The following is an 18878-nucleotide window of genomic DNA, read 5'->3' as shown; positions in this document are numbered from 1 at the left end:
GGGTGGCTTCCTTTTTCAGGATTGCACTTGTCTAACCCTTCTTTTTCTCAGTCTAAATCGAAACTCATCAACGCGTTGTCAGCGGGCGATCTGCTGCAGGCGGGTGAACTGGCTGAACAGTTCATGCTTCGCTTTCCTGACAAACCAGAGGCCCACTACTTTTCCGGTTTGCATTCATTGCTAGCCCAGGAAAATGGAAAAGCAGTTCAACAGCTGGAAGTTGCGCTTGGGTTCGATGATAAAAACCTTAATGTCCTGCTGAATTTAGGTGTTGCATATCAACGTTTGGGAAAAATGGATGCCGCCACTCAGGCCTATCTTGCGGTGCTTGCCATTGTGCCGGTTAATATCCAGGCGTTAATCAATCTTGGTAGTTGCCACTATCAGAAAAAATCATTTTTAGAGTGCAAGGAAGCCTTTTCAAAAGCAGCTTCTCTGGCTCCGGATAATTCAACGGTTATTTCCGGTTTGGCTGACGCCGAGCGCTCATTGGGAAACTGGCGCAAGGCGATACAGCTTTATAAGCGTGCCATTACCATCAACCCGGATGATGAAAGAGCCAACAATAATCTGACACTGATGCATTTGAATCTGCAGCATCACGGCCAGGTTAAAGAGGCAGCGCGCAAGGCAATAGAAAAAAATCCAGACAATATCGATGCCTATATTGCGTTAGGCAGAGCCCATATTGCGGAAGAGGGTTATGAAGAGGGGATGGATACATTCGCATCCGCCTTTGAAAAAAAACCGGAACACCCGGAATTGCTCACGGCTATTGGTAACAACTACCTCAATATTGGTGATCATTCAGAGGCGTCCAGCTGGTTCAACAAGGCGCTATCCCTGGATTCGTCGTTGCCTGTGGCCATCCTGGGCATGGCTCAATGTCTGGATAAACATGATTTGCATGGCCAGGGTATCGCGTTACTGAATGAGAACGCTGAGTCGCTTTCCTCTCTTCCCCAGTACTGGGTGACCTTATCGGATCTTTACTGGAATGAAGGGGAGGCGGATGAGGCCTTACGATGTCTTGAGAAAGCCAGTGCACTTGCTCCCCAGCAAGCCAGCCTCTACTGCAAAATGGGCGGTATTCTTTCTTCTTCAGGGAATATGGAGGGGGCCGATGCTTGCTTCCGGCAGGCGCTTGCTGAGCAGGAGGATTGCATTGGTGCGATCAGCGGGCTGGCTACGTTGAAGAAATCCTCCCTGGAGGCCTCTCATGTGCAAAAAGCCCATGAGCTTCTGGAAAAGGATGCACTACCCGATGGCGCCAAAGGGTCGCTGCACAGTGCGTTATCTTACTATTACTCGGGCAACAAGGATTTCTCCAGTGCGGTGGCCCATATGGCGGAAGCGAATCGCTTCCAATGGGCATCCAGGGTCCGGCAGGGTTGGGAGTATCAACAGGACTCACATCAGCAGGTTGTTGCTACCAACAAGCAACTCTTTACCCGGCAGTTAATCGAGACAGGTCAGCAGATTGGTCACTCTTCTGACATGCCTGTATTCATTGTCGGCATGCCGCGTTCAGGAACAACCCTGACTGAGCAGATCATGGCTCGACACCCGAGTGTACTGGGTGTTGGCGAGCGTAATTATGCAGTGATTGCGCTTCAGGCATATCAGCACCTCTACGCCGAAAAATTCTCTCTTGGTCATGCTGAAGCCAAAAAGCGCTCCCTTACTGAACCGGACAGTGATTTGCTGCACCGGGTTGCAGAGGAGTATCTGACCTCTCTCCGGGAGCAGATTGAAAAAGCGAACAAACCAGGCGTTCGCTATGTCGTGGACAAAATGCCGGACAACTACATGAATGTGGGGTGGATCAAGTTACTCTTTCCCAATGCCAGTATTATTCATGCACGCAGGGATATGCGTGACGTGGCAATATCTTGCTGGCAGACACAGTTCGGCATGATCCGGTGGGCATGTCATATTAAGCATCTTGTCGCCAGGTTTGAGGGTTACCTAGAAATGATGGCCCATTGGCAAAACGTTTGCCCGGACGGGTTCATGAATGCGGATTATGAAGTCCTGATTGATGATCAGGAAAGTGGTTCGCGGAAGTTGCTGGAGCACATTGGTTTGCCTTGGGATGACGCCTGTCTCAAGTTTTATGAATCAGATCGGTTAGTGAGAACAGCGAGTATTACCCAGGTACGGCAGCCGATTTACAAAACCTCGGTCGCGAAGTGGGCTCCTTACGAGGAACTTATTCCTGAACTGATTCATCCGCTTTCTGCATTAATGAAAGTATATCGTTAGTACTTAATGAAAAAATACCGGAATCTTGGAAGCGTGAAAAAAGCGGCGCGAATGCTTAAAAATTCCCATGCGTTTTCTAAAAACTAAATGGAGTATTTCAGTTAACGGTTTTTTGTGGCGCAGTGACACCTTTTTGTTTTCAGTCTCGCCCTCGTAAGGCATGACCAGAAATCTGCCTCAGCCTGACCGCCGGAGCGCGTCCCGCATCAGGCTTCGGCGTGTATCACGCCCGCTCGATCATGGTCGCAATACACTGACCCAAGCTGATACATATGGTGGCCAGGCCGGTTTGGCTTCCTTTCCGTTCTATCTTGTCCAGCAGCGTCAGGTCCTGGCCTGGGCCACTGGCAGCGATTGTTCAGCGAACGTTTCGTTAATTTCTAAGCTCAGGATTCCCACCAATTGGCAGAGAGGCTGACGGGATTTCCTGACCTGGATCAATACCCGCCAGCAGGAATAAGGACAGACTCAAAAAATAAGCATTCAAAAAGGAGGCTGTCATGAAACCCAACGTGGGTAACGCAGATCGTACTCTGCGATTAGTAGCGGGTGTGGCGATCATCGCCCTGGGCGTGGTATTCCAGAGCTGGTGGGGTGCCATCGGCCTTATCCCGCTGTTCACCGGCACCACCCGCTGGTGTCCGGCCTATCTGCCGTTCGGTATTTCCACCTGCAAGGCGCCCAACACCCAGAAGTAAGAAACAACACGACACCCATCCATTCAGGCATTGGCAGCCTTGATTCTCCATGCATGGGTGTCCGGTAGGTTTTTGTAGATCGCCGAAGATGTGGCGCGCTATCAGCGGGGCGAAACCCGCCAGCGATGTTCAGCCTTGGCAACCGTATCCCCCTGTTCATCAAAGATACGGGTTTCTCCCCGAACCTCGTGGCTGCTTTACCAGTCCAGCTCCCCCAGGATCGTTTCTGCAATCAGCACGCCGCGTGCCTTTTTTTGGTATTCGATATCCATGCCGGTAACGATCCAGCGCCCATTATCGGGGGTGATGCTCATCAGGGCGAGATTGCCCGTTGTCTCGGCAAGGGTAAACAGGGCGCCCGCATGAATCGAGGAGAGGTGGTTGCGGACGGCGCGTCGGTCACGCATTCGCCCGCGAGTATGGCCTGTTTCCAGAATCTCCAGCTCCGGTTTTATGCTGGCAGAGAAGGGCACCATCCAGCGCATGGCCAGCTGAATGAACTGCTTCCCTAGTGGCCATTGTTCGGCTCTTTGCATGGTGCTTACCATGTTCGACATCGTATAACCCCTTGGTATGTTTAAGGCCGGGGAATCCCTCGGCATTCATTGTTCCGCTCTCTGAGGCAAGCCCTGCAGCGCAAGGCCACTAACCGCTATGGCTGGCGATGGCGGGTTCCTTGTTGGCCATCCAGGCCAGTTGTTCTTCCCAGAAAGGGTGACCACAGCTCTCCCGAAAGAACCCCATATGGCCGATTACCGGCTTGGCCGCCGGCTTGCGCCGCACGTCGATCTGCAGGCTCGGGTAGCTGTCATATAGCTTCTGTGTCGCCGCTTTGGGAGCGATGTGATCATCCGCGAATTCAAACGCCAGGGCGGGAAGACTCAGTTCGCTGTAGGCCTGTTTGGCATTGAGATGAAAGCGTGGGGATAGCAGATACTCTTTTTGCGAAGCCCACTCGGCCCAGTCTCTAAGCAACCGGCTAGGCATATCGGCATTGGAAAGCCCCAGTGCGCGAGCAGGGAAGGGGTCGTGCAGGCGGCCAAGTATCGGTACCAGACAGTAATAAAAGCTCAATAGCTTGAGACGATACGCGAGAGGCCCGCGGCTCCAGTAAGGGAACGATGCGCCGACAAAGATCACTGCGCTCAACTGAGTCGCGCGCTTTGCCAGACCTACCAGTTGCCCGCCAATACTATGGCCGACCAGATAAACGGGGCTGCTGCCCGCGATCTTCGTTGCCTTGCCGATCATGGTGTCGAGATCCTGGCTGCCCCACTGTGCCAGGCGGATTACATCCGGATCAGCCTGTTGGCCGGACAGGCCGATACCTCGATAGTTAAAACTGAGGACAGTAAAACCCTTCATGGCCATGAAATTGGCATACGCGCGATAGAACCTGGCGGGCACGCCGAGTGCGCTGGCAATCAGGATGACGCCTTGGTATGGCGCTGCCCGGTCCGCGCTGTGTTCGACATATTCCAGCGCGGTACCGTCGGGGCAATGTTCCCACCGGGAGCTAGCGGACACGGTTTCCGCCTCCTGTAAGCCGTTTTGTCAGCGCCTGTATGGGCGTAATGACACGGGGAGGGCGCAGGTGCAGTTCGCCACCACAGTTTGGGCAGATGTGATCCATCTCGGCGCTACACCCCGCGCAGAAACTGCATTCGAACGAGCAAATCAGAGCCTCCCCGTCCAAAGGCAGCGGCGCGGTGCAGCGCTCACATTTTTTCTTCATCTTCAGCATGGTTGAGGCTCGTTGGGCATTCTAATGAGAGTTACATACCGGCGGTATGTATGACATACTCTTGGTATGTCAGTCAAATCACCCACACCAAAATTCGCGGAAGAAACGCGCGACACCCTCATTCAAGAGGCACTGGAACTGTTTGCCAGGCACGGCTATGCAGGGACGTCTATTGATCGTATTGCTGAAAAAGTCAGCATGACCAAGGGTGCTGTTTACTACTATTTCAGCAGTAAGAAAGAGGTGTTAATCGCCTGTTATCAGCTCCAGGCGCAGTGGGTTGCCGAGGCGGTGGGGGCTGTGCCTGAAACCGATAACCCCTGGGATGATACCTTGCGGCTTTGCGACACCTTCCTGGACTTTGTGGTGAGCAATGGACGCCACACCATGCCGCTTCAGGAGGTGATCACCTTTCTCGGCTGGGAGACATGGCGTGACATTGATAGCAGCTACACCATGGGCACGCTGGCTCGCACCATTTCACGCCTACAGGACGGCGGGTGGCTCAAACCTTATCCCCGCAATCTGCTTAACAGCATGATTTATGGCGTCCTGGTTGAGGCCGCCATCAATCTGGCGTCCTCGCCGGATGACTATACCTTGCAAGATATGAAGACATTGATCGCGGACTTTCTGGGGGGGATGCGGGCATAGGGGCGTTATGACATAAACCCCTTTTTAGCCAGTATCCAGACTGGCGCACAAGACGACATTGCGATGCATCGAGGCGGGGCGCGGCTTCAATAGCATCCTTTCCCTGCGCGCACCCTGTGGGCTGCGTTCATCGATAACCCTTTTGGCGGTGAGCAGAAATACCGGTTCCCCGTTGCGCAAATACACCCCTGGTTCAGTTGTGAAGTATCGCTATGACGGCCTCATTTGATTGTCTGTATTCCTTTCGGCGCTGCCCCTATGCCATGCGCGCCCGCCTGGGCGTGTTGTTCGCTGGGTTGCAGGTTGAGCTGCGGGAGGTGACCCTGAAAAACAAGCCTGCGCAAATGCTGGCGATAAGCCCGAAAGGCACCGTGCCTGTGTTGCGGCTTGCCAATGGTGCTGTGATTGAAGAAAGCCGGGACATCATGGTGTGGGCGCTTGAGCAGCAGGATCCACAAGGGCTGTTAGACGCCACGATCCTGGATCAGGCGAATGCGCTGATTGAGCAAAACGATAACGAGTTCAAGCACTGGCTGGACCGCTATAAATACGCGGACCGCCATGTTGAGATGACTCAGACAGAGTATCGGCAACGAGGAGAGGCTTTTCTGCAGGTCTTGGAGACGTTGCTTGAGAGAAGTCCTTACCTGCTTGGGAATGATCCGAGCATCGGGGATATTGGTGTTATGCCGTTTGTCCGCCAATTCGCCCATGTTGATCGCGATGTGTTTGGCCAGCTGCCTTACCCGAATCTGCAGCGGTGGTTACAGCACTGGTTGGCGCACCCACTCTTTCTGCAAACCATGATCAAGCTGCCGGTATGGCGGGAGAGCGATGATATGGTGGTGTTTCCTTCTCGCGCCTGAGCGATGTCTGTCTTGGGGAGCGGCCCCGTGCATCAATCCACTACCAGCGCGAGTGTAACCCCGCTCATTGTTCACCCTGTATGTCCCTATCAAGGCTGGGGTGATCGATCCCGTGCATTGTCCACCAACCAGTGGAAGATCCTGAATTGTGACCGCAGGTAGATCATGTATTCAGGGTGCCACTGGACGCCGAGGACAGGGATATTGTCGGTGGGCTCAATGGCCTGGGTGATCTTGTCCAGATCCCAGCCGGTACGGCGTAGGGGCTCGGCCGGGCGCTTTACGGCTTGATGGTGCAGGCTGTTGACGCGGAGCTTGGTCTTGCCGGTGATGTGGGCGAGTCGGGAATCGGGTTCGAGCCAGACCTGTTTGGTGGGCAGCAGCCCGGGGCGGTTGTAGGTCAGACGGCGAATATGGCGGATGTCATTGTGCAGGGTGCCGCCGAGGACGGTGTTGATCAGTTGCGCCCCGCGGCATATGCCAATCATGGGGATGCCGTGTTTCAGCGCGTGCCGAATCCATTCGATTTCCAGTGTGTCTCGTTCTGGATCGAGCTTGACCCTGGCATCGACTTCACCGCCGTAATGCTCCGGGCTGATATCGTTACCGCCACCGATCACCAGTGCATCCGGCGGCGCCCCCTGCCACGGATGATCAACCGAAATGCGTTGGGGAACCGCACCGCACAGGCGTAATGCCAGCGCCGTGCACCACCAGGCCGGCGCCCAGCGACGGTGGTTGCCCGTAACGCCTATGTGGGGTCGTCCAGCCATCGGGATATCCTTTTCACCCAAGCGCCACGATCCACACCAATCAGCGGCCTGTCCGCGGCCAGGAATTCATCGCCCAGCTGCTGGAGCGAGGCGTCGTCGTTGGCGAGTTGTTCAACCCGACACCAGCGTATCCAGGAGGATGCGAGGCTCCATTGCGGGTCGTCAATCTGGCAATTGGGCAATCGGTAATGAAAGGTCGGCCGTGATTTGATTTTCGCGTCATCGACAGTGGCGCGAACACGGTCAGCATCGATTTCGGCAAACAGGGGCAGCATGTCCAGCGCGCGGTTGCGACTGGGGTTATGCTCAAGATAATCGTCGATCAGGGTATTGATATCCGGCGCCTCTCGCGTCAGCAGGACCTTGATATATGACTCCTCGAACAAGTCGATGTAAGGGCTGATCCGTCTTGCCAGGTTGACATCGTTGGCCTCGACCTGCCACCACTGCAGCAGCACGAACGCGCGCAGGTAACGGTGAATGGTGGGCGCATCCAGTGCCGGAATTTCCGTATTGATATGCACGCCGTAGGCCGCAATCAATGATTCTTCGGTACCGTTTGCGCCGGCCTTGCGCAGCGCCTCGACCAGATCGTCAAGTATATGCAGCGATGTGACGGGCAGTGGCGGGCACACCACTTCGACGGGCACCAGCAGCTCTGCCGCCTTTGACAGCGGGTGCAGCAGTTCCTCCACCGTCTCGCCCGCGTTGGCCGCCATGGTCTTGAGAAAATCCCAGTCGAGCTCGACATTGAAATCACCGTGATCGGTTTGCACACACACTTCCGCGGCGGTTTCGTCTGTCACTTTTCCGTTGAACTTATCGCGCACCACGCGGGCGGTATCGCGGAATGTAATACCGGAGAACTCAAGCTCAAAGCCCACAGTGCGGACTTTTCCTGCGGTATTTTTTAGAGCATTCAGTGATTCCAACCGGGAACTGTAAGCATCCATTAATGAGCGACCTCGCTGCTTGTCCAGGGTGACCTTCCCTGGAGTTGGACCCACTGACTTGATGAGTTTTGATAACACTACGCTGCCTGCGTAGCGGACAGCAACCACGAACAACAGGACTCACACAACTTGGCAGACCTCCTGCGGATCTGATGGTTGTTGGCTGATGTGTGGCTGCCCGTAAGGTCCGTATCCGGGGGCCATGGATCAGCAATGAGGTGGCCGTGCTCCGGGCGCGATATTAACAAGTCTCACTGGGTGACACGTCGTACCCCCACTGCATTTGTAGCCAGAGGAGCGGCGTTTTCCCCCTCATGTGCGGATCTATGCTACTAAATTGTATGGGCGTCTGCGTGAAGTGGTGCGTGAGATTATCCGTTAGTGCAAGTTGCGTTAGAAGGAAGGTGCTCGTGAAGTAGCATTTATCCGCGCTACATTGCGAGAAGCGGAACGGAGCGGCGAGCCCTGCGGAGCTGCTGAAGGAAATACAGAACGGACTGGGAAGGGGTGTATAACCCCGCTATGAAGCCAAAAGGGATCTGACTCTGATTTACTGGTGAGGGTTGAGGCATTCGGCGGTATAAAGTTATGGGTGTCCCAGCTTGAGATGTTCTGTAGCCAAACAAAAGGGCGTCATAGCTTGACCTTAGCTGTGCGTGGCTGCCCCGATCAGGCTTATCATTCCTATGACACTGCCGCATATTCCAAAATACACCCTTTGCCAGATGAGATAAGAGCTAGTTTCGGAAAATCTATAATAAATAGCGTAATCGTCCATAGTGGCTAAATAGTCCGGCGGGTTAAGGGATTTTTTGACTGTTCTGAAATTAAGGCCCTCCCTTGATAGCCACTGATTGAAGCTCTCAGGGCTTAATGTAGGGGCTTTCTCAATGGCGGAAACAATCAGGTTTTGACCCTTTTTACTGAACTTTCCTTTGTCTAGTGTAAGTGGCTTCTTGTCCTTGAATTCAAACGTCAAATACTGATCGCCAATATGGAAAGAGAAGTCCTCGGCAGGGCCTTCCTGGTGTTCGACTCCTTCTTTGAAGTTACCGCGGATGTTTAGGTTGTTGTTGCTTGGCTTGGTATAAATAATAACGTGCTGGGGGGAGCGAAACAGTACGATGAGAAAGCAAAAACTGTAGTACATTGCTATAAAAAACATTCTGTCATCGTCTTTAAATGGCTTGTTAAGCAGCATCCACCCAGTAAAAAGAGAAGCCAGAGTAATGATGGAAAGAGTGACGATATGTTGGCGGATGTTGTTACTGCTGCCGTAAACGGTTAAGTGTCTGTCTTCGTAGTGATAACTAATGGGCATGTGAGATTATGCTTATTGTATTTTTATGGAAGGACGTATAACTGCTAAACAGGACCCTAACAAAGAAAAACCCCGGCGGGTAGCCGGGGTTTTTTGTTCCCAATCCCGCCCTTGTGGGGCAGGGCCGGAAATTGGCTCCGGGCCTGAACACCGGAGCGCGTCCGGCGTCAGGCTTCGGGCATCAGGCGTTATACACGCTCGATCACGGTCGCAATACCCTGACCCAGGCCGATGCACATGGTGGCCAGGCCGAGCTTGCCGCCTTTCCATTCCAGTACGTTCAGCAGGGTGCCGGTGATACGCGCACCGGAGCAGCCCAGCGGGTGACCCAGGGCGATGGCGCCGCCGTTCAGGTTCACTTTCTGGTCGGCTACGTCCAGCAGCTTCAGGTCCTTCATGACGGGCAGGGACTGGGCGGCGAACGCTTCGTTCAGCTCCACGTAGTCGATGTCGTCGATGGTCAGGCCTGCACGAGCCAGGGCCTTCTGGGTGGCCGGTACGGGACCGTAACCCATGATGGCGGCATCGCAGCCGGCCACGGCCATGGAGACGATCCTGGCGCGGGGCTTGAGGCCCATTTCTTCAGCCTTGGCGGCGCTCATGACCAGCATGGCGGAAGCACCGTCGGACAGGGCAGAGGAGGTACCGGCAGTGACGGTACCGTTGGCCGGGTCGAATACCGGGCGCAGTTTCTGCATGTCTTCCAGGGTGGCACCGGGGCGGATCACTTCGTCGATCTCACACAGGACCTTGTTGCCTTCCTGATCGTGACCTTCGATGGGAACGATCTCGTTCTTCCAGCGACCTTCCTGAGTGGCTTCCCAGGCCAGACGGTGGGAACGCACACCGAATTCGTCCTGTTTCTCACGGCTGATGCCGTGCATCTTGCCCAGCATTTCCGCAGTCAGGCCCATCATGTTGGAGGCCTTGGCGGCCACTTTGGACATTTCCGGGTTCAGGTCGATGCCGTGATCCATGGCCACGTGGCCCATGTGTTCCACACCACCGATGACGAACACGTCGCCGTTACCGGTCTGGATGGCCTGGGCGGCGGAATGCAGGGCCTGCATGGAAGAACCACACAGACGGTTCACGGTCTGGGCAGCGCTGGTGCGCGGCAGGCCAGCCAGCATGGAGATGTTACGGGCGATGTTCATGCCCTGTTCTTTGGTCTGGTTTACGCAGCCCCAGATCACATCTTCGGTCTGCTGGATATCCCAGTTGGGGTTACGCTCCATGAGCGCTTCCACCAGCAGGGCAGACAGTTTTTCGGCACGCACATTACGGAACTGGCCATTACGGCTCTTGCCCATGGGGGTACGGACCGCATCGACGATGACTACGTCATTAGGATTCAAACTCATTTCTCTAACTCCTTTCAGTCCGTGGCTTAGGCGAAGAAAGACTCGCCTTTGGCGGCCATGTCTTTGAGCATCTGCGGTGCTTCGTAGATGCCACCCAGGTGCGCGTACTTGTCACACAGCGCGACGAATTCTTTCACGCCGAGGCTGTCGATGTAGCGCAGCGGACCACCACGGAAGGGAGGGAAGCCGATGCCGTAGATCATGGCCATGTCGGCCTCGGCAGCGGAACCTACGATGTTGTCTTCCAGGCAGCGAACGGTTTCGGTGCACATGGGGATCATCATGCGGGCGATGATTTCCTCGGCATCGAATTCCTTGGTGTCGGCGACGTGGGGCTTGATCAGTTCGTAGGTCTTTTCGTCGACCACTTTCTGAGTCTTGCCTTTCTTGTCTTGCTCGTACTTGTAGAAACCAACGCCGTTCTTCTGGCCATAACGCTCGTTTTCGAACATCACGGTGGAGACGTCTTTGAAGTCGTACTGCATACGCTCGGGGAACCCGTCTGCCATGACCTGGGCGGCGTGAACACCGGTGTCGATGCCGACCACGTCCATCAGGTAGGCGGGGCCCATGGGCCAGCCGAACTTCTGCATCACTTTATCCACGGCCTGGAAATCGGCACCGTCGCGCATCAGCATGCCGAAGCCGCCGAAGTAGGGGAACAGTACGCGGTTAACTAGGAAGCCGGGGCAGTCGTTGACCACGATGGGGGTTTTGCCCATTTTCTGGGCGTAGGCCACCAGGGTGCCGACGGTTTCGTCGGAGGTCTTCTCGCCACGGATCACTTCCACCAGCGGCATCATGTGTACCGGGTTGAAGAAGTGCATGCCGGCAAAGTTTTCCGGTTTCTTCAGGGCTTCGGCCAGCTTGGTGATGGAGATGGTGGAGGTGTTGGACGCCAGGATGGTGCCGTCTTCCACTTTCTCTTCGGTCTCGGCCAGAACGGATTGCTTGATCTTCTGGTTCTCGACCACCGCTTCCACGATCACGCCGACGTTACCGAAGTCGCCGTAGTTCAGGGTGGGGCGGATGTTGGACAGTACTTTGCCCATGCCGGCCGCATCCAGTTTGCCTTTGCTGACGCGCTTGGCGAGCAGTTTGGAGGCTTCGTTCATGCCCAGGTCCAGCGCCTTGTCGGCGATGTCCTTCATGATGATGGGGGTGCCTTTCAGGGCGGACTGGAAGGCGATACCGCCACCCATGATGCCGGCGCCCAGTACGGCGGCCTGCTCAAAGCCTTTGGAGGCCTTGGCGGTTTTGCCGTTGACCTTCTTCACCTGCTGGTCTGCCAGGAACAGGCCGACCATGGCGGTGGCTTGCGGGGTCTTGGCGACTTTGGCGAAGCCTTTGGCTTCCACTTCCAGAGCCTGGTTGCGGTTCATGCCGGCGTGAGCCTGCATGGTTTTAACCGCAGCGACGGGAGCGGGGTAGTTCTTGCCAGCCTGACCCTGGACCATGGCCATGCAGGTCTGGAAGGCCATCATGTTTTCCATGGGCGGCAGCTTCAGCGGCTCGAGCTTTTCCTGACGCTTGGCGCGGAAGTCGATCTTGCCGGCCAGGCACTGCTTGACCAGGTCGATGGCTGCGTCGTTGACCTTGTCGTGAGCAACCACGGCATCGGCAACACCCACTTTCAGAGCCTTGGCAGCTTTGTGCTGACCGCCAGCGGCGATCCACTCAACGGCGTTGTCCACACCGATGACACGGGGCAGACGGACGGTGCCGCCGAAGCCCGGGTACAGGCCCAGCTTCACTTCCGGCAGTCCCACCTGGGCTTTTTCGCTCAGTACACGGAAGTCTGCAGCCAGGCACATTTCCAGGCCGCCACCCAGGGCGATGCCGTTAACGGCAACCACTTTGGGGATGTCCAGATCTTCAAAGGCATTGAAGACCTGGTTGGATTTCAGACACCAGCCGGCGATTTCGTCTTCCGGCAGTTTGAACATGTCTGTGAATTCGGTGATGTCGGCGCCAACGATGAAAACCGACTTGCCGGAGGTCACGACCAGGCCCTTGATGTCGCTGTTGCCTTTAATGGCATCGACGGCCTTACCGAGATCTTCCACGGTTTCCTGATTGAACTTGTTAACGGACTCGCCCTGAAGGTCAAACTTCAGTTCGGCGATGCCGTCGTCAAGCAGTTGTACGCTTACGGCGTTGCCTTGATAGATCATAGCTTCTGCTCTCCAGTCCCAAAGTACGCGGCTAACTAGGCCGCTTTGGTATTGCCCCGGTCCCCGAAAATGGGGGAGGCGGCGCTACTTATATAAGCCACTAGCATTTTCATGTGAGTGTTTGCTTACATAAACAACGAAACTTGTAGGCCCGCAAGTATAGGGAAGGTGAATGACTTTTTTAGCCCCAATTTGTGACTAATTGGTCGTGGGCTCGGTGGATGGGTGGCGGTTGGTGAAAATTTCAACACTTGCTCCTTGTGATGGTGCTGTTCCGGGTGCGGCGTGGCAGACTTGCCGGTCTGTTTTCTGTAGGAGCGCCGCTTGAGGCGCGAAGCTCTCTGGCTGGGCCATCGCGAGCAGGTTCGCGGCTCGAGCGCCGCTCCTACGGCGGGATGAGAATGGTGCTGGAATCCGGCCCTATTCTCCCCGTGTGGGAGAGGGCTGTCTTTCCTTCTCAATTATCAATTCTCCACTATCCATTGGTCATTCATGCCCGTAGACAAACTCAGCCTGCCCGCCATTACCCGCCGCCCGCGGCATACACCGGATTGGCCGGATGTGCCGCCATTGCTGGCGCGAATTCTGGCCGGGCGGGGCGTGGACGACCCGGCGCAGCTGAATCTGGCGCTCAAGCGCTTACCCCATCCATCGTCCTTCACAGGATTGCGTGGGGCCGTGGAGCTGCTGTTACAAGGGCGATCCGACCACTGGCGTATCTGTATTGTCGGCGACTACGACGCGGACGGGGCCACGGCCACCACCCTGATGGTGCGTGGGCTGGAGCTGCTGGGCTTTCCGCGCCCGGATTTCCTGGTGCCGGATCGCTTCGAGTATGGCTATGGCCTGTCGCCGGCCATCGTCGAGCTGGCCCAGCAGCAGTACCAGCCGGACCTCATCATTACCGTGGATAACGGCATCGCCAGTGTGGATGGTGTAGCTGCCGCCCGCGCCCGGGGTATCAAGGTGCTGATCACAGATCACCACCTGCCCGGTGACACCCTGCCCGAGGCCGATGCCCTGGTGAACCCGCGCCTGCCGGGCTGCGAGGATTTCCCTGCCGCCAATCTGGCCGGTGTCGGTGTCGCCTTCTATTTATTGATGGACCTGCAACGCGCCCTGCGCGAGCAGGGCTTCACGCCCACGGCGCCGATCACCGACCTGCTGGACCTGGTGGCGCTCGGCACGGTGGCGGACGTGGTGTCCCTGGACGATGCCAACCGGGTGCTGGTGGAGCAGGGCCTGCGTCGCATCCGCGCCGGCAAGGGCTGCCCGGGCATCCGCGCGCTGTTGCAGGTGGCTGGTCGCGACCCCAACCGGGCACTGGCGGCGGACATGGGCTTTGCGGTGGGCCCGCGCCTGAACGCGGCGGGGCGCCTGTCGGACATGACCCACGGCATTGCCTGCCTGCTGGCGGAGACCGATGCCGAAGCCCTGGAGATGGCCCAGGAGCTGGACACCATCAACCGCGAGCGCCGCTCCATCGAACACGGCATGCGCGATGCGGCCATGATCGAGGTGTCGCGGCTGAACCCGGAGAATCTGCCGGCGGGGCTGTGCCTGTATGGCAAGGAATGGCACGAAGGGGTGGTGGGCATTCTCGCCTCACGGGTAAAGGAAGCCATCCACCGCCCGGTGATCGCCTTCGCCCCGGCCCAACAGCCCGGCACCCTGAAAGGCTCCGGCCGCTCGATCCCCGGTCTGCATCTGCGTGATGCCCTGGATGCCGTGGCCACCGCCAACCCGGGGCTGCTGAGCAAGTTCGGCGGCCACGCCATGGCGGCGGGGCTGTCCCTGGAGCGGGACAAGCTGGACCAGTTCAAGGTGGCCTTCGAGAAGGCGGTCAGCGAGCTGCTGTCGCCCAAGGCACTGGAGAAGGTGGTGGAGACCGATGGCGAGCTGGATGACCACGAGCTGTCCCTGGCCAACGCGGAACTGCTCAGCCACCGCTTCCCCTGGGGGCAGGGCTTTCCGGCGCCGAGCTTCGACGGCGAATTCGAGGTGCTCAAGCACCGCATCGTCGGCGAGCGCCACCTGAAGCTGACCCTGGGCCTGCCCGGCGTCAGCGGCATCATCGATGCCATCCATTTCAATGTGCCGGTGGAGACCCTGCCCAAGCGCATCAGCCGGGTGCGTGGCGTTTACCGCCTGGAAGTGAACGAATTCCGCGGCCAGCGTAACCCGCAGCTGCTGTTCGAGCATTTGATTACGCTGTAACGCTGCCAACCGCCACCGTAGCTATCCGGGCTACCCTGATTACCCCAGTCATCGTTGGAGCCTTGCTCGCAAGGCGAACGCGTCGGAGGCTCGCCTGGGCTCGCTTTTCGCCTTGCGAGCAAGGCTCCAACGGGTGGGGTTTGATCTGGCGCACCCTGCCTCCTCGTAAAATTGTCGACAATGCTGTCGGCGGCCCCGGTTTTTGCTAGCATTGCGCCTCGCGCTCACTATCGGGCGCCTGTTTTACCAGGGTGCGGCCCAAAAGGCCGTGCCGGCATTGACTGCGCGGGGTGGCTATCGTCCACCGTCGTGTTGTGTCCTTAACGGAGGGGACTCGAATGAAGACCATACACAAGCACCGCCTGAAGGTGGTCAACGAGGTGCAGGAGCTGCGCCTGCCCGAAGAAGGCAAGGTACTGCGGGTGGATTACATCCCCCAGGAAGCGGTGATTTTCATGTGGGTGGAAGTGGACGCGGACACCGTGATCGACACCCCCAAAGAAGTGCGCACCTTCAAGGTGTTCACCACCGGTTCCGGCATTCCCAACAATGCCCGCTATATCGGTACCACCATCGATAACATGAAGGGCGAGGCTCACCACGTCTACGAGTTGAGAGACTGATCGGGCCAGCTTCCTTGTAGGAGCGTCGCAGGCGGCGCGATCCGTGACATCTACAAAGCCGCTGTAGGAACGGAGCGTAGCGGAGTAAAGCACGCATTTCCGTGCGGCCCGAAGGGTGAGCGAAGCGAATAACTCCTCTTGAGGGACGAATCCGAGCCCTGGCGAGGAGACAGCCGATGCGGGCGTCACCTGATCATTCTGGAGGCCCGGGTTGCTCTGCTACTCCGAACCGAATCTGGGGTAGGCTCTGTGGATGATTTCCACGCTGACGCGTGGTTCGTCCCTCAAGAGGAACTCCTACAGCGGCTTCGTTATAAACGTGCGGGCCGCGCTCCTGCGGCGAAGGCGGAGGTGCCGCCCCTCGTCAGCTAACCCGCAAACCGTTAGACTGCGCTGTTTTCCGCGTATCAATTCTGCCAAGTACTGATTCTAGAGAGACGTAATGGAAGTCAATCCGCTGCGAACCCATCTTTCCGACCTGTCTGAGCGCGTCGAAGCGCTTAGGGGGTATCTTTGACTACGATCAGAAGAGTGAACGTCTGACCGAAGTCGAGCGCGAGCTTGAAAACCCGGATGTCTGGAGCGACCCGGACTATGCCCGGGGCCTGGGCAAGGAACGCGCCCAGCTGGAGCTGGTCGTCAAGACCATCGACGACGCTTCCCAGGGGGTAGAAGACACCTCCGGCCTGCTGGAGCTGGTGGTGGAAGAGGGCGACGAAGACAGCCTGCCGGAAGTGGAAAGCGAGCTGGAGCGGCTGGAGAAGATGGTGGCGGATCTGGAATTCCGTCGCATGTTCTCCGGGCAGATGGATGCCTGTAACGCCTACCTGGATATCCAGGCCGGGTCCGGTGGCACCGAGGCCCAGGATTGGGGCGAGATGCTGCTGCGTATGTACCTTCGCTGGGGCGAGGCCCACGGTTTCAAGACCGAGCTGGTGGAAGCCTCCGCCGGCGATGTGGCCGGCATCAAGTCTGCCACCATCCGTTTCGAAGGTGAGTACGCCTACGGCTGGCTACGTACCGAAACCGGCGTGCACCGGCTGGTGCGCAAGAGCCCGTTCGATTCCGGCGGCCGCCGCCATACCTCGTTCAGCTCGGTGTTCGTGTCCCCGGAAGTGGACGACGATATCGATGTGAATATCGACGTGGGCAGCATGCGGGTGGATACCTACCGGGCCTCCGGTGCCGGTGGCCAGCACGTTAACAGGACCGATTCCGCGGTGCGCCTGACTTATGATTACACCGACGAGGGCGGCGAGAAGCACACCCTGGTGACCCAGTGCCAGAGCGGGCGAAGCCAGCACCAGAACAAGGACCAGGCCCTGAAGATGATGCAGGCCAAGGTCTATGAAGTGGAAATGCAGCGCCGCAACGCGGAAAAGCAGGTCCAGGAAAGCAACAAGTCGGATATTGGCTGGGGCAGCCAGATCCGCTCCTATGTACTGGATGATGGCCGCATCAAGGATCTGCGCACCGGCGTAGAGAGCCACAATACCCAGCAGGTACTGGACGGCGCGCTGGATCAGTTTATCGAAGCGTCCCTGAAAGCAGGATTGTAATTCCGGGAAGCGGGGCCCCAGAGGGTCCCCGCTGTATTAACACAAGCAGCATCAGCCTTGCCAGCAGGCAGGCGAGAGACCGAATTAAGGTAACCCGATGGCCGACGAGCAACAGACACAGACTGATTCCCAGGAAGCGTCTCAGGACGAAAATCGCCTGATCGCCGAGCGCCGCGCCAAACTGGCCGACCTGCGTGAGGCGGGCAATGCCTTCCCCAATCACTTCCGTCGTGATTTCCTGGCCGCCGACCTGCAGGCGCAGTATGGCGAGTTCAGCAAGGAAGAGCTGGCTGAGAAGAACATTCAGGTCGCTGTTGCCGGCCGCATGATGCTTGATCGCAAGGCTTTCAAGGTGCTGCAGGACATGTCCGGGCGCATTCAGATTTATGCCTCCAAGGACGTGCAGAAAGACACCAAACACTGGGATCTGGGCGATATCGTTGGTGTGAAAGGCATCCTGTGCAAATCGGGCAAGGGTGACCTGTACGTGATGATGGATGAATACCTGCTGCTCACCAAGGCACTGCGTCCGCTGCCGGAAAAGCACAAGGGCCTCACCGATACCGAAGCTCGCTACCGTCAGCGCTACGTGGATCTGATCGTTAACGAAGAGACCCGCAAGGCCTTCCAGATCCGCTCGAAGATGGTGGCGGGTATCCGCAACTTCCTGGTGGAAAAGGATTTCGTGGAAGCGGAAACCCCCATGTTGCAGGTGATTCCCGGTGGCGCCACCGCGCGCCCCTTCATTACTCACCACAACAGCCTGGATATGGACATGTACCTGCGCATCGCGCCGGAACTGTATCTCAAGCGCCTGGTGGTAGGCGGTTTCGAGAAGGTGTTCGAAATCAACCGCAACTTCCGTAATGAAGGGCTATCCACCCGTCATAATCCGGAATTCACCATGCTTGAGTTCTACCAGGCCTATGGTGATTACCACGACCTGATGAACCTGACCGAGGAAATGCTGCGCAAGCTGGCCCAGGACGTGCTGGGTACCACCCAGGTAAGTTATCAGGGTGATGTGTACGATTTTGGTAAACCCTTTACCCGTATAACGGTTTTCGATTCGATTTTGTATTTTAATCCGGATATCGACCCGGCGAAGCTGGCGGACCTGGACGGGGCCCGCGCTATCGCCGAGGGACTGGGGATTCCGCTGAAGGATGGTTACGGCCTGGGTAAGGTGCAAATCGAGATCTTCGAGAAGACGGTGGAGCACCGTCTGAAAGATCCGACCTTCATCACCGAGTACCCCACGGAAGTGTCGCCGCTGGCCCGTCGTATGGACGATAATCCGTTCGTCACCGAGCGTTTTGAGTTCTTCGTGGGTGGCCGCGAGATCGCCAACGGCTTCTCGGAGCTGAACGATGCGGAAGACCAGGCTGAGCGTTTCCGTCAGCAGGTAGCGGAAAAGGATGCCGGCGATGATGAAGCCATGTTCTACGACGAGGATTACGTGACCGCGTTGGAACATGGCCTGCCGCCGACAGCCGGTGAGGGCATTGGCATCGACCGGCTGGTAATGTTGTTTACGGATTCACCGTCCATTCGGGACGTGATCTTGTTCCCGCATATGCGTCCCCAGGGGCGTTAAGGCTGATTTGGGGCACGGTTTGTGCCCCGGCTTGCGGGTAGCAAGGTGGGAGAGCGACACAACACATCCC

17 protein-coding genes are annotated in these 18878 nt (G+C 57.1%); 8 read left to right on the top strand and 9 right to left on the bottom strand.

Going from position 1 to position 18878, the window contains the following annotated elements; translation table 11 throughout:
• Positions 1–27 precede the first annotated feature (27 nt).
• Positions 28–2265, top strand: a complete 2238-nt coding sequence (locus T9A_RS09490) for a tetratricopeptide repeat-containing sulfotransferase family protein (protein ID WP_035247610.1) — start codon at positions 28–30, stop codon at positions 2263–2265.
• Positions 2266–2488: 223 nt separating this feature from the next.
• On the opposite strand, the gene T9A_RS16865 is transcribed toward T9A_RS09490, so the two are convergent.
• Entirely contained in the window at positions 2489–2620 is a 132-nt protein-coding gene (locus T9A_RS16865; RefSeq protein WP_084573470.1) for a hypothetical protein, read from the bottom strand.
• 145 nt (positions 2621–2765) lie between these two features.
• Between T9A_RS16865 and T9A_RS09485 the strand changes: the two genes are divergently transcribed.
• Positions 2766–2963 (top strand): YgaP family membrane protein, encoded by a 198-nt coding sequence (locus tag T9A_RS09485; protein ID WP_035247608.1) that lies wholly within the window; start codon positions 2766–2768, stop codon positions 2961–2963.
• A 197-nt stretch (positions 2964–3160) separates the two neighbouring features.
• Here the strand turns inward: T9A_RS09485 and T9A_RS09480 are convergent, their stop codons facing one another.
• From T9A_RS09480 to T9A_RS16860, 3 genes are all read right to left on the bottom strand, one after another.
• The gene (locus T9A_RS09480; protein ID WP_052042740.1) at positions 3161–3520 is read right to left on the bottom strand and encodes a DUF4442 domain-containing protein; all 360 of its coding nucleotides are present in this window, start codon (positions 3518–3520) and stop codon (positions 3161–3163) included.
• An 88-nt stretch (positions 3521–3608) separates the two neighbouring features.
• Positions 3609–4490: an alpha/beta hydrolase family protein gene (locus T9A_RS09475; protein WP_052042737.1), complete on the bottom strand. Its 882-nt coding sequence runs from the start codon at positions 4488–4490 to the stop codon at positions 3609–3611.
• Positions 4480–4698 carry a DUF1272 domain-containing protein gene (locus T9A_RS16860; RefSeq protein WP_232222073.1) on the bottom strand — a complete coding sequence of 73 codons (219 nt, stop codon included), beginning with the start codon at positions 4696–4698 and terminating at the stop codon, positions 4480–4482. Before T9A_RS16860 ends, T9A_RS09475 begins: the two co-directional genes overlap by 11 nt.
• 75 nt (positions 4699–4773) lie before the next feature.
• On the opposite strand from T9A_RS16860, the gene T9A_RS09470 reads away from it, so the two are divergent.
• Positions 4774–5361, top strand: a complete 588-nt coding sequence (locus T9A_RS09470; RefSeq protein ID WP_035247605.1) for a TetR/AcrR family transcriptional regulator — start codon at positions 4774–4776, stop codon at positions 5359–5361.
• Between the two features lie 212 nt (positions 5362–5573).
• Positions 5574–6227 carry a glutathione S-transferase gene (locus T9A_RS09465; protein ID WP_035247603.1) on the top strand — a complete coding sequence of 218 codons (654 nt, stop codon included), beginning with the start codon at positions 5574–5576 and terminating at the stop codon, positions 6225–6227.
• A gap of 89 nt (positions 6228–6316) precedes the next feature.
• On the opposite strand, the gene T9A_RS09460 is transcribed toward T9A_RS09465, so the two are convergent.
• From T9A_RS09460 to fadB, 5 genes are all read right to left on the bottom strand, one after another.
• The gene (locus T9A_RS09460) at positions 6317–7000 is read right to left on the bottom strand and encodes a gamma-glutamyl-gamma-aminobutyrate hydrolase family protein (protein ID WP_035247597.1); all 684 of its coding nucleotides are present in this window, start codon (positions 6998–7000) and stop codon (positions 6317–6319) included.
• Positions 6979–7953, bottom strand: coding sequence for an amidoligase family protein (locus T9A_RS09455; protein ID WP_035247594.1), 975 nt, complete (start codon positions 7951–7953; stop codon positions 6979–6981). Before T9A_RS09455 ends, T9A_RS09460 begins: the two co-directional genes overlap by 22 nt.
• A 646-nt stretch (positions 7954–8599) precedes the next feature.
• Positions 8600–9274, bottom strand: coding sequence for a hypothetical protein (locus T9A_RS09450; protein ID WP_035247591.1), 675 nt, complete (start codon positions 9272–9274; stop codon positions 8600–8602).
• A gap of 188 nt (positions 9275–9462) precedes the next feature.
• Positions 9463–10638 carry an acetyl-CoA C-acyltransferase FadA gene (gene fadA / locus T9A_RS09445; protein WP_035247589.1) on the bottom strand — a complete coding sequence of 392 codons (1176 nt, stop codon included), beginning with the start codon at positions 10636–10638 and terminating at the stop codon, positions 9463–9465.
• A 26-nt stretch (positions 10639–10664) separates the two neighbouring features.
• Complete coding sequence (gene fadB, locus T9A_RS09440) at positions 10665–12812, bottom strand: fatty acid oxidation complex subunit alpha FadB (RefSeq protein ID WP_035247586.1); 2148 nt, start codon at positions 12810–12812, stop codon at positions 10665–10667.
• Positions 12813–13304: 492 nt separating this feature from the next.
• Between fadB and recJ the strand changes: the two genes are divergently transcribed.
• The 4 genes from recJ to lysS all read left to right on the top strand — a co-directional run bounded on the left by recJ (position 13305) and on the right by lysS (position 18808).
• Positions 13305–15029 carry a single-stranded-DNA-specific exonuclease RecJ gene (recJ, locus tag T9A_RS09435; RefSeq protein ID WP_035247584.1) on the top strand — a complete coding sequence of 575 codons (1725 nt, stop codon included), beginning with the start codon at positions 13305–13307 and terminating at the stop codon, positions 15027–15029.
• A gap of 338 nt (positions 15030–15367) precedes the next feature.
• Positions 15368–15652 (top strand): DUF7352 domain-containing protein, encoded by a 285-nt coding sequence (locus tag T9A_RS09430; RefSeq protein ID WP_035247581.1) that lies wholly within the window; start codon positions 15368–15370, stop codon positions 15650–15652.
• Positions 15653–16094: 442 nt separating this feature from the next.
• Positions 16095–17211 (top strand): peptide chain release factor 2 gene (gene prfB / locus T9A_RS09425; protein WP_156964877.1). Its coding sequence is split into 2 segments (ribosomal slippage): positions 16095–16166 and positions 16168–17211, totalling 1116 coding nucleotides; the frame shifts between segments, so codons are not numbered across the junction.
• Between the two features lie 97 nt (positions 17212–17308).
• Positions 17309–18808 carry a lysine--tRNA ligase gene (gene lysS / locus T9A_RS09420; RefSeq protein ID WP_035247577.1) on the top strand — a complete coding sequence of 500 codons (1500 nt, stop codon included), beginning with the start codon at positions 17309–17311 and terminating at the stop codon, positions 18806–18808.
• Positions 18809–18878: the final 70 nt, after the last annotated feature.

It is taken from the genome of Alcanivorax jadensis T9 (assembly GCF_000756655.1).
Classification (GTDB): domain Bacteria; phylum Pseudomonadota; class Gammaproteobacteria; order Pseudomonadales; family Alcanivoracaceae; genus Alcanivorax; species Alcanivorax jadensis.
The sequence above is the reverse complement of the archived record's forward strand: the minus strand, read 5'-3'. Positions and strand labels throughout refer to the sequence as shown.

Excerpts from the sequence above, each read along its gene's own strand:
- T9A_RS09470 (WP_035247605.1), top strand. The coding sequence starts at position 4,774 with ATGTCAGTCAAATCACCCACACCAAAATTCGCGGAAGAAACGCGCGAC.
- recJ (WP_035247584.1), top strand. The coding sequence starts at position 13,305 with ATGCCCGTAGACAAACTCAGCCTGCCCGCCATTACCCGCCGCCCGCGG.
- T9A_RS09455 (WP_035247594.1), bottom strand. The coding sequence starts at position 7,953 with ATGGATGCTTACAGTTCCCGGTTGGAATCACTGAATGCTCTAAAAAAT.
- T9A_RS09430 (WP_035247581.1), top strand. The coding sequence starts at position 15,368 with ATGAAGACCATACACAAGCACCGCCTGAAGGTGGTCAACGAGGTGCAG.
- T9A_RS16860 (WP_232222073.1), bottom strand. The coding sequence starts at position 4,698 with ATGAAGAAAAAATGTGAGCGCTGCACCGCGCCGCTGCCTTTGGACGGG.
- fadA (WP_035247589.1), bottom strand. The coding sequence starts at position 10,638 with ATGAGTTTGAATCCTAATGACGTAGTCATCGTCGATGCGGTCCGTACC.
- T9A_RS09485 (WP_035247608.1), top strand. The coding sequence starts at position 2,766 with ATGAAACCCAACGTGGGTAACGCAGATCGTACTCTGCGATTAGTAGCG.
- T9A_RS09460 (WP_035247597.1), bottom strand. The coding sequence starts at position 7,000 with ATGGCTGGACGACCCCACATAGGCGTTACGGGCAACCACCGTCGCTGG.
- T9A_RS09450 (WP_035247591.1), bottom strand. The coding sequence starts at position 9,274 with ATGCCCATTAGTTATCACTACGAAGACAGACACTTAACCGTTTACGGC.
- lysS (WP_035247577.1), top strand. The coding sequence starts at position 17,309 with ATGGCCGACGAGCAACAGACACAGACTGATTCCCAGGAAGCGTCTCAG.
- T9A_RS09465 (WP_035247603.1), top strand. The coding sequence starts at position 5,574 with ATGACGGCCTCATTTGATTGTCTGTATTCCTTTCGGCGCTGCCCCTAT.
- T9A_RS09480 (WP_052042740.1), bottom strand. The coding sequence starts at position 3,520 with ATGTCGAACATGGTAAGCACCATGCAAAGAGCCGAACAATGGCCACTA.
- fadB (WP_035247586.1), bottom strand. The coding sequence starts at position 12,812 with ATGATCTATCAAGGCAACGCCGTAAGCGTACAACTGCTTGACGACGGC.